A 14,368-nucleotide genomic window follows, 5' to 3' on the forward strand; every position below is an offset into this window, starting at 1 on the left:
GTCCCGCCCAGTGCCGTGTCAGGGCCGAGGTCTAGGCTGGGGGCATGAGCGAAACCCGTCCCCTGCCCGCGATCGGGCACCGCCCGGACGTCACCCGCACGGTGGCGCCCTTCGAGGTCGTCTCCGAATACTCCCCCTCGGGCGATCAGCCCACCGCCATCCACGACATCTCCGACCGCCTCGAGTCGGGAGAGCGCGACATCGTCCTCCTCGGCGCGACCGGCACCGGCAAGTCGGCGACCACGGCGTGGCTCATCGAACAGGTGCAGCGTCCGACGCTCATCATGGCGCCGAACAAGACGCTCGCCGCGCAGCTGGCCAACGAGTTCCGCCAGCTGCTGCCGAACAACGCCGTCGAGTACTTCGTCTCCTACTACGACTACTACCAGCCCGAGGCGTACGTCCCGCAGACGGACACGTTCATCGAGAAGGACTCGTCGATCAACGACGAGGTCGAGCGGCTCCGGCACTCCGCGACGAATTCGCTGCTGACCAGGCGCGACGTCGTCGTCGTCTCGACCGTCTCGTGCATCTACGGCCTCGGCACGCCCGAGGAGTACGTCGACCGGATGGTCACCCTCCACAAGGGGCAGGAATGCGACCGCGACGAACTCCTCAAGCGGTTCGTGTCGATGCAGTACTCGCGCAATGACATGGCCTTCACCCGCGGCACCTTTCGGGTGCGGGGCGACACGGTCGAGATCATCCCGCAGTACGAGGAGCTCGCCCTGCGCATCGAGTTCTTCGGCGACGAGATCGAATCCCTCCAGACCCTCCACCCGCTCACCGGGGAGATCGTCCGTGACGAGGACACGATCCACGTCTTCCCCGCCTCCCACTACGTCGCCGGGGAGAACCGGATGGGGCGGGCGATCAGCGAGATCGAGGACGAGCTGCAGTCGCGGCTGAGCGAATTCGAAGCGCAGAACAAGCTCCTCGAGGCCCAGCGCCTGAAAATGCGCACGAGCTACGACCTCGAGATGATGGAGTCGATGGGCTTCACCTCGGGCATCGAGAACTACTCCCGGCACATCGACGGACGCCCTGCGGGGTCGGCCCCGAACTGCCTGCTCGACTACTTCCCCGAGGACTTCCTCCTCGTCATCGACGAATCCCACGTCACCGTGCCGCAGATCGGCGGCATGTACGAAGGCGACATGTCCCGCAAGCGCACCCTCGTCGAACACGGCTTCCGCCTGCCGAGCGCGATGGACAACCGGCCGCTGAAGTTCGACGAGTTCCGCGAGCGCGTCGGACAGACCGTCTACCTGTCGGCGACCCCCGGCGACTTCGAACTCGAACGGTCGGAGGGCACCGTCCAGCAGATCATCCGCCCGACCGGTCTCGTCGATCCCGAGGTCGTCGTCAAGCCGACGAAGGGCCAGATCGACGACCTCCTCGACGAGATCAGGACACGGGTCGAGAGGAACGAGCGCGTCCTCGTCACGACCCTGACGAAGAAGATGGCCGAGGATCTCACCGACTACCTCCTCGAGCACGAGATCCGCGTCCAGTACCTCCACTCCGACGTCGATACGCTGCGCCGCGTCGAACTCCTCACCGAGCTGCGCGCCGGTGAGTTCGACGTCCTCGTCGGCATCAACCTGCTCCGCGAGGGCCTCGACCTGCCGGAGGTCTCGCTCGTGGCGATCCTCGACGCCGACAAGGAGGGCTTCCTGCGCTCGGCGACCTCGCTCATCCAGACGATCGGACGCGCGGCCCGCAACGTCCACGGCGAGGTCCACATGTACGCCGACACGATCACCCGGTCGATGCAGGAGGCGATCGACGAGACGAACCGCCGTCGCGAGATCCAGATCGCCTACAACGAGGAGCACGGCATCGACCCGGCGCCGCTGGTCAAGAAGATCGCCGACATCACCGAGCGCCTGCAGCGCGAGGACGCCGACACGCGCGAGCTCCTCACCGAATTCGACTACGGCAAGGGCAAGCGCGGCTACAACTCGACGCTCACCGACGAACAGCGGCAGGCCGCTTCGAGCGGCGGCGGCTCGCTGCGGCCACCGGCCGCCGATCTCACCGAGCTCATCGAATCCCTGACGACGCAGATGCATGCGGCGGCCGCGGAACTCCAGTTCGAACTCGCCGCGCGGCTGCGCGATGAGCTCTCCGACCTCAAGAAGGAGCTGCGGGCGATGAAGGAGGTCGGCCACGCGTGAGCCGGCCGCCGCGCGTGCTGCGTGCCCGGCGGCCACGCGGCAGGCGGGCTTGACGGGAATCCCGTCCGCGTCCTGAGAGGCGGATGCGCACAATCGCGGCAACCCGACTATACTGGTGAGGCTGGCGAAAGGGAGTATCCCGTCCATCCGTGCTCGTCACCACGACCCGTCTGCGGGTCCGGGCACGGAGCGCACGCCGCCGCAGGCTCGCCCGCCGCACCGCGAACATCGCGGTCGGCCGACGACTCCGCGGTCACAGCGTGGGAGAGACTTTCGACACGGGTACAGTCCGTCATCACGAAAGGCCCCAATTGGATACCCTGTCCTCCACCCTCGCCGCCGGCGGCAATGCCGCTGCATCGACAGGAGCAGTCATTCCCGGCTGGTTCATGATCACCTCCGGGATCATCGTCGTCGCGATCCTCATCTTCGACCTCCTCCTCGTCATCAAGCGCCCCCACGTCCCCTCGATGCGCGAGGCCGGCATCTGGGTCGCGTTCTACGTCGCCCTCGCCCTGGCCTTCGCCGGTTCGCTCTTCTGGATCGGCGACGCCCAGCACGGCAGCGAGTTCCTCACCGGTTGGCTGCTCGAGTACTCCCTGAGCATCGACAACCTCTTCGTCTTCATCATCATCATGAGCAGCTTCCAGGTGCCCCGGAAGTACCAGCAGGAAGTCCTCATGGTGGGCATCATCATCGCCATCATCTTCCGCGGCATCTTCATCCTCGCGGGAGCGGCGATCATCAACGCCTTCGTCGAGGTCTTCTTCCTCTTCGGCCTCTTCCTCCTCTTCGTCGCCTACCGTCAGGCCTTCAGCAGCGACGACGAGGGCGACGGCGAGAACGCGCTCATCCGCTTCCTCCGCAAGCGGATCAACGTCGTCGACGAGTACCACGGCAACAAGCTGCGCGTCGAGCTCGACGACGGCAAGAAGTACTGGACGCCCATGTTCATCGTCTTCCTCGCGATCGGCTCGACGGACGTCATGTTCGCCCTCGACTCGATCCCCGCGATCTTCGGTGTCACACAGAACGCGTTCCTCGTCTTCACCGCGAACGTCTTCGCCCTCATGGGTCTGCGCCAGCTCTACTTCCTCCTCGGCGGACTCGTCGACAAACTCGTCTACCTCCACTACGGGATCGCGGCGATCCTCGCGTTCATCGGCGTCAAGCTCTTCCTCCACGCCCTCCACGAGACCGATGTGTCGTGGCTGTCGTGGGGCAACTCGGTGCCCGAGGTCCCGACGTGGCTGTCGCTGACGTTCATCGTCGTCGCCATGGTCGTCGCGACACTCGCCTCGCTGTGGAAGATGAAACGCGAGGGCAAGTCGTTCCGGGACGCCGGAGCGACCGAAACGGAAGCCAAGCAGGACTGAGCCCCCGCTCCCGCAGGCGGCACGCGCCGCAGCGGAGACAGCAGTGCGCGGGTGCCCCCGTCAGCGGTGGGCACCCGCGCACTGTGTCGTTCGGACGGGCGAGTCCGGGAGCGGCTCAGTCCTCGGCGAACGCCCCGAACATCGGATTCCACTCTCGGATCCGGGTCTCGGCGATGACACCGAGGTCGTGGTACGGATCGCCGGTGAGCATGTCGCGGGCGGCATCCTGATCGGCGGCGCTGACGAGCAGCAGGCCGCCGGGCTGCTCATCGTCGGTGAACGGGCCGGAGGCGAGCATGGCACCGGACGCGTTCTGCGCGGCCTGCCACTGACGGTGTGCGGGCCTGTGCGCGAGACGCGTCTCGGTGTCGGGGCCATAGACGTAGGTGACGGCGAAAACCGGCATCTGCCACTCCTTGAGGGATTCGAGGTCAATAGGATGGACATCAGTCTAGAGCGAAAGGTCAGTGCACAGTGGTGACGAGGCTGCAGGAGATTCCGGCGGAGTTCGCCGACGAGGATGCGATCTTCGAGGCGTTCGCCGAGTACTGCCGCGAACTGGGGATCGAACCCTACCCGGCGCAGGAGGAGGCGATGCTCGCGATCCTCTCCGGGGACAACACGATCGTCGCCACCCCGACGGGGTCGGGGAAGTCCCTCGTCGCGCTGTTCGCGCTCTACTGCTCGTTCACCCGCGGCATCCGGGCGTACTACACCGCACCGCTCAAGGCGCTCGTCAGTGAGAAGTTCTTCTCCCTCATCGACGCGTTCGGGCCCGAGAACGTCGGCATGATCACCGGCGACTCGACGGTCAACGGCGATGCGCCCGTCATCTGCGCGACCGCGGAGATCCTCGCCAACCAGGCGCTGCGCGAGGGAGGACTCCTCGACGTCGGCATGGTCGTCATGGACGAGTTCCACTACTTCGCCGATCCCACCCGCGGGTGGGCCTGGCAGGTTCCGCTCCTCGAACTCCCGCAGGCGCAGATGGTGCTCATGTCGGCCACGCTCGGGGAGACGGCGGAGATCCGGGCGACGATGACGGAGACGACGGGCCGCGACTCCGCCCTCATCACCTCGGCGTCGCGTCCCGTGCCGCTCGAATACGAGTACTCGACCGAACCGCTCTCCGACACCCTCCGCGCCCTCGTCCGCCACGACCGGGCACCCGTCTACGTCGTCTCGTACTCCCAGGCCGGTGCGATCGACCTCGCCACGGGCCTGCTCTCGGTCGATCTCGCGAGCAAGGAGCAGAAGGCGAGGATCGCCGAGGAGATCAGGGGATTCACGTTCTCGAAGGGATTCGGCCAGACGCTGCGCCGGCTCCTCCTCCACGGCGTCGGCGTCCACCATGCCGGGATGCTTCCGAAGTACCGCCGCCTCGTCGAGCAGCTCGCCCTCAAGGGCGTCCTCCTCGTCATCTCCGGCACCGACACCCTCGGGGTGGGCATCAACGTGCCCATCCGCACCGTGCTCCTGACCGGGCTGACGAAGTTCGACGGGCGGCGGATGCGCAAGCTCAGCGTCCGCGAGTTCCAGCAGCTCGCCGGGCGGGCCGGTCGCGCCGGCTTCGACACCCGCGGGTTCGTCGTCGCCCAGGCCCCCGAGCACGTCATCGAGAACCTCCGCGCCGAGGCGAAGGCCGCCGGCGATGAGAAGAAGCGGAAGAAGGTGAAGAAGAAGTCCGCACCCGCCGGTTTCGTCGGGTGGTCCGAGGAGACCTTCGCCAAGCTCATCGAGTCCGCGCCGGAATCCCTGCGGTCCCGGATGCGCATCGACCATTCGATGATCCTCAACCTCATCGCCCGCCCGGGATCCGATGTCTCGACGATCAGCCGGTTCATCGATGAGACGCACGAGAGCCGCGAACGGCACCTCGACCTCAAGCTCACGGCGCTGAAGATCGGCCGTTCCCTTTTCGACGCCGGACTCATCGAGCGGCGCGGGACCGAACTCGTGCCGACGGAGGACCTCGGTCCCCAGTTCGCCCTCAACCAGCCGCTCGCCCCGTTCGTCCTCGCCGGACTCGACCTCCTCGACCCCGATTCCCCGACGTGGGCGCTCGACGTCGTCTCCCTCGTCGAGGCGACCACCCCGGTGCCCTTCGCGATCCTCAAGGGCCAGCTCGACCGGATCAAGCGGGAGACGCTGGCCGAACTCAAATCCGAGGGCCTCGAGTATCCGGAGCGGATGGCCATCCTCGACGAGGTGACCGGGCCGAAGCCGTTGGCCGAGATCCTCGAGCCCGCGTTCGACCACTTCCTCCTCGCCCACCCGTGGCTGCGGGCCGGCGACTTCGAGCCGAAGTCGATCGTGCGCGACATGGTCGAGCAGGCGATGGGCTTCACCCAGTTCGTCGGCTACTACGGTCTCGCCCGTGCCGAAGGCAGCCTCCTGCGCTACCTTACCGACGTCTACCGGGCGCTGACCCACAACGTCCCGGCCGACCGGCGCGGGGAGGAGCTCCAGGACATCATCGAATGGCTCGGGGAGACGGTGGCCCGCACCGACTCCTCCCTCCTCGACGAATGGCGCACCCTCCAGGGACTGAGTCCCACGGACTTCGGCGACGAGGAGCTGCCCGACCTCGACCGCGCGTTCTCGGCGAACACGAAGCTCTTCACCGCCGAGATCCGCAATGCGATGTTCCATCGCGTGCTGCTCGCCGAACGCGCGGACTACGCCGAGCTCGGCCGCCTCGACGCGGAGTCCGGGTTCGACGAGAAGGCCTGGGAGACCGCGATCGAGGACTTCTACGACGAATACGGCGACCTGCTCGTCGACCAGACCGCGCGGGGACGGGAATATATCGACATCGTTCCCGGTTCGACCACCTGGAGTGTGCGTCAGATCCTCGCCGATCCCGACGGCAACCGCGACTGGGCGATCGATGCCGAGGTCGACGTCGCCGCGAGCGATGAGACCGGGGACATCGTCGTGCGCATCCTCGCCGTCGGAGAGATCGCCGAGAACCATGTCAGGGCCGAGTGAGACACTCCTCGCAGGCGCTGCCTCCTCCCGCCGCGACCGTCATGTCAGGACCGAGTAATACAGTGGACAGGTGATGAAAACGAACAGTGCGAACAGCGCGCAGAACCCCTCCGGCGTGTCCCACCTCGACACGCTGTGGGTCAAGGGCGCCCGCGCGCACAACCTCAAGAACGTCGAGATCGCGCTGCCGCGCGACTCCATGGTCGTCTTCACCGGACTCTCGGGGTCGGGCAAGTCGTCGCTGGCGTTCGACACGATCTTCGCCGAAGGACAGCGCCGGTACGTCGAATCCCTGTCGTCGTACGCCCGGATGTTCCTCGGCCAGATGGACAAACCCGATGTCGACTTCATCGAAGGGCTCTCCCCGGCGGTGTCGATCGATCAGAAGTCGACCTCGCGCAACCCGCGGTCGACGGTCGGCACGATCACCGAGGTCTACGACTTCCTCCGCCTCCTCTGGGCGCGCATCGGCGTGCCCCACTGTCCGATCTGCGGCGAGATCATCACGAAGCAGACCCCGCAGCAGATCGTCGATCAGCTCCTCGAGCTGCCGGAGCGGACGAAGTTCCTCGTCCTCGCGCCCGTCGTGCGCCTGCGCAAGGGCGAATTCGTCGACCTCTTCACCGACCTGCAGGCGAAGGGCTTCTCCCGTGCCATCGTCGACGGTGAGCAGATCAGCCTGAGCGACCCGCCGACCCTGGACAAGAAGTACAAGCACACGATCTCCGTCGTCGTCGATCGCCTCGTCGCGAAGCCCGGCATGCGCCCGCGTCTCACGGACTCCGTCGAGACCGCTCTCGGACTCGCCGACGGCCGCATCGACATCGACCTCGTCGACGAGGGCGTGACCCGCACGTTCTCCGAGCACATGTCGTGTCCGAACGAGCATCCGCTGACGATCGACGAGATCGAACCCCGGACCTTCTCCTTCAACTCGCCCTTCGGCGCGTGCCCGACGTGCGACGGCATCGGCACCCGGCTCCAGGTCGATGAGAGCCTCGTCGTCCCCGACGAGGACCTCAGCCTCGGCGCCGGCGCGGTCGCTCCGTGGTCGGGCGGCAAACAGGTGTCGAAGTACTTCAACCGCCTGCTCACCGGTCTCGGCAACGAGCTCGGCTTCACGCTCAAGACCCCGTGGAAGGACCTCACGAGCGCACAGCGCACCGCGATCCTCACCGGCAAGGACTACGAGGTCCACGTCAAGTACCGCAACCGCTTCGGGCGGGAGCGGACGTACTCGACGGGCTTCGAGGGCGTCTTCCAGTACATCCAGCGCAAGCACGACGAAACCGAGTCCGACTGGTCGCGTGAGCGCTACGAGTCGTACATGCGCGAGATCCCGTGCGCCTCGTGCAACGGCACCCGGCTCAAACCCGAGGCCCTCGCCGTCAAGGTCGGTGACCGCTCGATCGCCGAGGTGGCTGAGCTCGCCCTCGACGAGGCGGCCGGCTTCCTCTCCGGACTCGAGCTCAGCGGCCGTGACGCGGCTGTCGCCGCGCAGGTGATGAAGGAGATCAACGCCCGCCTCGGCTTCCTCCTCGACGTCGGCCTCGAATACCTCAGCCTCAACCGCGCCGCCGGGACCCTGTCCGGCGGTGAGGCCCAGCGCATCCGCCTGGCCACGCAGATCGGCTCGGGCCTCGTCGGCGTCCTCTACGTCCTCGACGAGCCCTCGATCGGCCTCCACCAGCGCGACAACCGCCGTCTCATCGACACGCTCATCAAGCTCAAGGACCTCGGCAACACCCTCATCGTCGTCGAACACGACGAGGACACCATCGGCGCCGCGGACTGGATCGTCGACATCGGCCCCGGTGCCGGCGAGCACGGGGGAGAGGTCATCTACTCCGGTCCGGTCCCCGGGCTCAAGGACGCCGAGCGCTCGATCACCGGTGCCTACCTCGACGGACGCAAGTCCATCGCGATCCCCACCGTACGCCGGCCGATCGACCCCGAACGGATGGTCACCGTCGAGAAGGCGAGCGAGAACAACCTCCGCGACCTCACCGTCTCCTTCCCGCTCGGCGTCCTCACCGCGGTCACCGGGGTGTCCGGGTCCGGCAAGTCGACGCTCGTCAACGAGATCCTCTACACGCAGATGGCGAACGTCCTCAACGGCGCGTCCCGCGTGCCCGGTCGGCACAAGCGGGTGACGGGGCTGGAGAACCTCGACAAGGTCGTCCACGTCGACCAGTCGCCGATCGGCCGCACCCCGCGGTCGAACCCGGCGACGTACACCGGCGTCTTCGACCACATCCGCCGGCTCTTCGCCGAGACCGAGTCCGCGAAGGTCCGCGGCTACCAGCCGGGCCGCTTCTCCTTCAACGTCAAGGGCGGCCGCTGCGAGAACTGCAGCGGTGACGGCACGATCAAGATCGAGATGAACTTCCTCCCCGACGTCTACGTCCCCTGCGAGGTGTGCGGGGGAGCCCGGTACAACCGGGAGACGCTCGAGGTGACGTTCAAGGGCAAGACGATCGCCGAGGTCCTCGACATGCCCATCGAGGAGGCCGCGGAGTTCTTCGCCGCGATCCCCGCGATCTCCCGGCACCTGTCGACCCTCGTCGACGTCGGCCTCGGCTACGTCCGGCTCGGACAGCCGGCGACGACGCTCTCCGGCGGTGAGGCGCAGCGCGTCAAGCTCGCCGCCGAACTCCAGAAGCGCTCCCGCGGTCGCACCGTCTACGTGCTCGACGAGCCGACGACCGGTCTCCACTTCGAGGACATCTCGAAGCTCCTCCACGTCCTCCAGGGGCTCGTGGAAAAGGGGAACTCCGTGATCGTCATCGAGCACAACCTCGATGTCATCGCGAACTCCGACTACGTCATCGACCTCGGCCCCGAGGGCGGTCGCGGCGGCGGTCAGGTCGTCGCCGAAGGCACCCCGGAGGAGGTCGCGAAGAACCCCGCCAGCCACACCGGGCGCTTCCTCGCCGAGATGCTCGATGCCTGATCCCGCGAGCTACCGTCCGGCCACCGGCAGCATTCCCACCTCGGCCGGGGTCTACAAGTTCCGTGACCCCGACCGGCGGGTGATCTACGTCGGCAAGGCGAAGAATCTGCGGAACCGGCTCAACTCGTACTTCGCCAACCCCGCGCAGCTGCACCCGCGGACCTCGACGATGGTCCACACCGCCGCCTCGGTGGAATGGACCGTCGTCGACACCGAGGTCGAGGCCCTCCAGCTCGAGTGGACGTGGATCAACGAATTCAATCCGCGGTTCAACGTCATGTTCCGCGACGACAAGTCCTACCCCTATCTGGCGATCACGATGAACGACGAGGTGCCCAGGGCGTTCATCACCCGCGGCAAACGCCGCCGGGGCGTGAAGTACTTCGGCCCGTTCGCCCAGGTGTGGGCGATCAGGGACACCCTCGATCTCCTCCTCAAGGCGTTCCCCATGCGCACGTGCACCCCGGGGGTGTTCCGCCGTGCCGAACGCAGCGGTCGGCCGTGCCTGCTCGGGTACATCGACAAATGCGCCGCCCCGTGCGTCGGCAAGATCAGCATCGACGAGCACCGGGACCTCGCCCGCAGCGTCGTCGACTTCATGTCCGGCAACACGGGGCGCTTCATCAGCGAGCGGAAGAAGGAGATGGCCGCCGCCGCCGCCGACCTCGACTACGAACAGGCGGCACGGCTGCGCGACGAGCTCACCGCGCTGCAGAAGGTCCTCGACAAGTCCGCCGTCGTCCTCTCCGTGTCCGCCGACTGCGATGTCTTCGCCCTCGTCACCGAGGAGCTCGAAGCCTCCGTCCAGGTCTTCCACGTCCGCGGCGGCCGCATCCGCGGCCAGCGCGGGTGGATCATCGAACGCTCCGACGACCACACCCCGGCCGAGCTGACCACCGACTACCTCCGGCAGGCGTACACGGGACTCGACGCCGATGCGATCCCCAAGGAGATCCTCGTCGACACCGTGCCCGCCGACCTCGACTCGCTCGAAGCCTGGCTGAGCGAACAGCGCGGCGCCAAGGTCACCGTGCGGGTGCCCGAACGCGGCGAGAAGAAGGCCGTGCTCGAGACGGTGACGAAGAACGCTAAGGAAGCGCTCGTCCAGCACAAGCTCAAGCGCTCCTCCGACCTGACGACCCGCAGCACCGCGCTCAAGGAGATCCAGGAGCACCTCGACCTGCCCGAGGCGCCGCTGCGCATCGAGTGCATCGACATCTCCCACACCCAGGGCTCGAACGTCGTCGCCAGCCTCGTCGTCTTCGAGGACGGCCTGGCGAAGAAGCGCGACTACCGGCACTTCGCGATCCACGGCGAGGCGGCGACCGACGACACCGCCTCGATGTACGACGTCGTCTCCCGGCGCTTCAGCCGCTACCTCGAGCAGATGGCCTCCGACGAACCCGACGACCGCTTCGGGTACCGTCCCAGCCTCCTCGTCGTCGACGGCGCCGGACCCCAGGTCGCCGCGGCGACCCGGGCGCTGCACGACCTCGGAATCGTCGACATCTCCGTCGTCGGCCTCGCCAAGCGGCTCGAGGAGGTCTGGGTCCCCGACGACCCGTTCCCCGTCATCCTCCCGCGCAACTCCGAGGGACTCTTCCTCATGCAGCGCCTGCGGGACGAGGCGCACCGCTTCGCGATCACCTACCACCGGTCGAAGCGGGCGAAGGCGATGACGAGCTCCGTCCTCGATGAGATTCCCGGCCTCGGCGAGGCGAAGCGGACGGCACTCCTCAAGCACTTCGGCTCGGTGAAGCGGACACGTGCGGCCAGCGTCGAGCAGCTCTGCGAGGTCAAGGGGATCGGGCCGGCCCTGGCGGAGAAGATCGCCGCGGCCCTGCAGACGGACTGAACCCCACCATCCCGAGCTGAACGGGCACTGAGATCGGCGCCCCACAGGCGTGCTCTACAGTAGTGTTCGATATGAGCGACCGTGCGCGGTCGCCGCCAGCCGGGGACACGAGGAGGACGCATGACCACACAGGCCGACGACCACCCCATCGAGGTCGTCCTCGTCACCGGCATGTCCGGGGCCGGGCGGACCACCGTGGCCAATGTCCTCGAAGACCTCGACTGGTACGTCGTCGACAACCTCCCGCCGCAGATGATGCGCACCCTCGTCGAACTCGTCGCCCGCGCCGACGGCGCCGTGCCGAAGATCGCGATCGTCACCGACTCGAAGGGCCGGGCGAAGTACACGGAGCTCGAGGACACGATCTCCGACTTCCTCGACCAGGGACTGTCGCTGCGCATCCTCTACCTCGACGCCGCCGACGAGGTCCTCGTCCGCCGGTTCGAATCCACCCGCCGGCCGCACCCGCTGCAGGGGGAGGGAACCCTCCTCGAGGGGATCGAGGCCGAACGCGAGGCCCTTGAATCGCTCAAGCACCGTGCCGACATCATCATCGACACCTCCGACCTCAACGTTCACCAGCTCGGCGCCGAGGTGCGCAAGCGCTTCAGCGCCGACGACGCCCCGCCGCTGCGGCTGACGGTGATGAGCTTCGGCTTCAAGTACGGCCTGCCCAAGGACGCCGACAACGTCGCCGACGTCCGCTTCCTGCCCAACCCGTACTGGATTCCCCACCTGCGCGGACACAACGGACTCGACTCCGACGTCGCCGACTACGTGCTCGGACAGAACGGCGCCGAGGAGTTCATCGAACGCTACACCGCCACCCTCGACACGATCGCGCAGGGCTACCTCCGGGAGGGCCGCGGCTACGCGCTCATCGGCATCGGCTGCACCGGCGGCAAGCACCGGTCGGTGGCGATCAGCGAACGCATCGCGAAGGGGCTGGCCGCCCGCACCGGCATTCCCGTCACCGTCCGCCACCGCGACCTGGGGAGGGAATGACATGGAGACCGAGGATCTCCCGCAGATCACCCCGGCCGTCATCAACAAGGGCCCGAAGATCGTGTCCTTCGGCGGCGGTCACGGTCTCTACGCCGCCCTGCGCGCGTTCCGGCTGCTCACCGAATCGCTCACGGCCGTCGTCACCGTCGCCGACGACGGCGGCTCCTCCGGTCGGCTCCGCGACGAGCTCGGCAGTCTGCCGCCCGGGGACCTGCGCATGGCGTTGGCCGCGCTCTGCGACGACGGGAACTGGGGCAAGACGTGGCGCGACGTCATCCAGCATCGCTTCGAATCGAGCGGGGAGCTCAACGGCCACGCCGTCGGCAACCTCCTCATCGCCGCCCTCTGGCAGATCCACGGCGACCACGTCGCCGGCCTCGACTGGATGGCGAAGCTGCTGCGCGCCCACGGCCGCGTGCTGCCGATGTCCTCGGTGCCGCTGACGATCGAAGCCGACGTCCAGTTCCCCGGCTCGTTCCAGGTCGTGCGCGGACAGTCGGTGCTCGCCTCGACCCGCGGTCATGTCGAAGCCGTCCGCCTCGACCCAGCGGACCCGCCGGCCCGCTATGAGACCGTCGAAGCCGTCGCCGAGGCGGAGGTCCTCAACCTCGGGCCCGGCTCGTGGTACACCTCGGTGATGCCGCACCTGCTCGTGCCCTCCCTCTCCGATGCGATCGTGCGGTCGAACGCGGTGAAATCCCTCACGCTCAACCTCTCGTCCTCGGACGGGGAGACCCGGGACCTCAGCCTCGGCGAACACCTCATGTCGCTGCACCGCCACGCCCCGGCCCTCACCCTCGACTACGTGCTCGTCGACGAGGCGTCCGTGGTCTCCGAACCGGAGCTCGAACACCATGCGCGGGAGATGTTCGACGCCAAACTCCGGGTGCATCCGCTCAGCTCCCGGCGGGCAGGGCAGCATGACAGCCTCAAGCTCGCAGCATGTTACCGTGACATGTTGGTTGACGCCGGGATCGACGTCGACGAGCAGTGGTAGGACCGATCCGTGCAGGAGGACGAACAATGGCATTGACCGCTCAGGTCAAGGACGAGCTGGCGAGGGTGAAGATCACCCGGACCTCGGCTCGGAAGGCCGAAGTGTCCTCGATCTTCCGCTTCTCCTCCGCCCTCCACCTCGTCAACGGCTCGATCGTGCTCGAGGCCGAACTCGACACCGCTCAGGCCGCGAAGCGCCTGCGCAGCGAGATCAAGGATCTCTACGGCCAGTTCGCCGACATCGTCGTCATCAACGCCGCCGGCATCCGCCGCTCCAACCGCTACCTGCTGCGCGTCACCCGTGACGGCGGCGCACTGGCCCGCCAGACCGGGCTCGTCGACAACCGCGGCCGACCCGTGCGCGGTCTGCCCTCGGCGATCGTCAACGGCTCCGTCGCCGACGCCGAGGCCGCCTGGCGCGGGGCCTTCCTCTCCCACGGCTCGCTCACCGAGCCCGGCCGCTCCTCCGCCCTCGAGGTCACCTGCCCGGGTCCCGAGGCGGCACTCGCGCTCGTCGGAGCCGCCCGACGGCTGGGCCTGAGCGCGAAGGCCCGCGAGGTCCGCGGCGTCGACCGCGTCGTCATCCGCGACGGCGACGACATCGCCGCCCTGCTCACCCGCATGGGCTCCCACAACGCGGTTCTCGTGTGGGAGGAGCGGCGGATGCGCCGCGAGGTCAGGGCGACGGCCAACCGGCTCGCGAACTTCGACGACGCCAACCTGCGCCGCTCCGCCCGGGCCGCCGTGGCCGCCGGCGCGCGCGTCGAACGGGCGCTGGAGATCCTCGGCGAGGACGTGCCCGAGCACCTCCGCTACGCCGGACAGCTGCGCGTCACCCACAAGCAGGCCTCCCTCGAGGAGCTCGGACAGCTCGCCGACCCGCCGATGACGAAGGACGCCGTGGCCGGACGCATCCGGCGGCTGCTGTCGACGGCGGACAAGCGAGCGGAAGAATTGGGAATTCCTGGGACTGAAGCAAGTCTCACTCCCGACATGCTCGAAGACCGATAGG

At 67.6% G+C, this 14,368-nt stretch carries 9 protein-coding genes; 8 read left to right on the forward strand and 1 reads right to left on the reverse strand.

The features are described from left to right. The first annotated feature begins 44 nt into the window (after positions 1 to 44). Positions 45 to 2,180, forward strand: coding sequence for an excinuclease ABC subunit UvrB (gene uvrB / locus J9315_RS08175; protein ID WP_232623606.1), 2,136 nt, complete (start codon positions 45 to 47; stop codon positions 2,178 to 2,180). A 311-nt stretch (positions 2,181 to 2,491) separates the two neighbouring features. Beyond that, positions 2,492 to 3,556 carry a TerC/Alx family metal homeostasis membrane protein gene (locus tag J9315_RS08180; RefSeq protein WP_211979179.1) on the forward strand — a complete coding sequence of 355 codons (1,065 nt, stop codon included), beginning with the start codon at positions 2,492 to 2,494 and terminating at the stop codon, positions 3,554 to 3,556. Between the two features lie 115 nt (positions 3,557 to 3,671). Here J9315_RS08180 and J9315_RS08185 read toward each other — a convergent pair whose 3' ends face one another. Further along, the gene (locus tag J9315_RS08185) at positions 3,672 to 3,962 is read right to left on the reverse strand and encodes a YciI family protein (protein ID WP_211979180.1); all 291 of its coding nucleotides are present in this window, start codon (positions 3,960 to 3,962) and stop codon (positions 3,672 to 3,674) included. A 71-nt stretch (positions 3,963 to 4,033) separates the two neighbouring features. Between J9315_RS08185 and J9315_RS08190 the strand changes: the two genes are divergently transcribed. The 6 genes from J9315_RS08190 (at position 4,034) to whiA (ending at position 14,367) form a co-directional block, all read left to right on the forward strand. Beyond that, positions 4,034 to 6,547, forward strand: coding sequence for a DEAD/DEAH box helicase (locus J9315_RS08190; RefSeq protein ID WP_211979181.1), 2,514 nt, complete (start codon positions 4,034 to 4,036; stop codon positions 6,545 to 6,547). Positions 6,548 to 6,620: 73 nt separating this feature from the next. Further along, positions 6,621 to 9,500, forward strand: a complete 2,880-nt coding sequence (uvrA, locus tag J9315_RS08195) for an excinuclease ABC subunit UvrA (protein ID WP_211979182.1) — start codon at positions 6,621 to 6,623, stop codon at positions 9,498 to 9,500. Continuing rightward, positions 9,493 to 11,355 carry an excinuclease ABC subunit UvrC gene (gene uvrC / locus J9315_RS08200; protein ID WP_211979183.1) on the forward strand — a complete coding sequence of 621 codons (1,863 nt, stop codon included), beginning with the start codon at positions 9,493 to 9,495 and terminating at the stop codon, positions 11,353 to 11,355. Before uvrA ends, uvrC begins: the two co-directional genes overlap by 8 nt. A gap of 120 nt (positions 11,356 to 11,475) precedes the next feature. Further along, on the forward strand, positions 11,476 to 12,360 hold the full coding sequence (gene rapZ, locus J9315_RS08205; protein WP_137824003.1) for an RNase adapter RapZ: 885 nt from the start codon (positions 11,476 to 11,478) through the stop codon (positions 12,358 to 12,360). Between the two features lies 1 nt (position 12,361). Next, a complete protein-coding gene (gene yvcK, locus J9315_RS08210) occupies positions 12,362 to 13,357 on the forward strand; it encodes a uridine diphosphate-N-acetylglucosamine-binding protein YvcK (protein ID WP_211979184.1) in 996 nt (331 codons plus the stop codon). Between the two features lie 26 nt (positions 13,358 to 13,383). After that, entirely contained in the window at positions 13,384 to 14,367 is a 984-nt protein-coding gene (whiA, locus tag J9315_RS08215) for a DNA-binding protein WhiA (RefSeq protein ID WP_137824005.1), read from the forward strand. Position 14,368 lies beyond the last annotated feature (1 nt).

The organism is Brevibacterium sp. W7.2 (assembly GCF_018137945.1).
Taxonomy (GTDB): domain Bacteria; phylum Actinomycetota; class Actinomycetes; order Actinomycetales; family Brevibacteriaceae; genus Brevibacterium; species Brevibacterium sanguinis.

Coding starts and splice junctions, on each gene's coding strand:
- uvrA (WP_211979182.1), top strand. CDS start 6,621: ATGAAAACGAACAGTGCGAACAGCGCGCAGAACCCCTCCGGCGTGTCC.
- yvcK (WP_211979184.1), top strand. CDS start 12,362: ATGGAGACCGAGGATCTCCCGCAGATCACCCCGGCCGTCATCAACAAG.
- uvrB (WP_232623606.1), top strand. CDS start 45: ATGAGCGAAACCCGTCCCCTGCCCGCGATCGGGCACCGCCCGGACGTC.
- uvrC (WP_211979183.1), top strand. CDS start 9,493: ATGCCTGATCCCGCGAGCTACCGTCCGGCCACCGGCAGCATTCCCACC.
- whiA (WP_137824005.1), top strand. CDS start 13,384: ATGGCATTGACCGCTCAGGTCAAGGACGAGCTGGCGAGGGTGAAGATC.
- rapZ (WP_137824003.1), top strand. CDS start 11,476: ATGACCACACAGGCCGACGACCACCCCATCGAGGTCGTCCTCGTCACC.
- J9315_RS08185 (WP_211979180.1), bottom strand. CDS start 3,962: ATGCCGGTTTTCGCCGTCACCTACGTCTATGGCCCCGACACCGAGACG.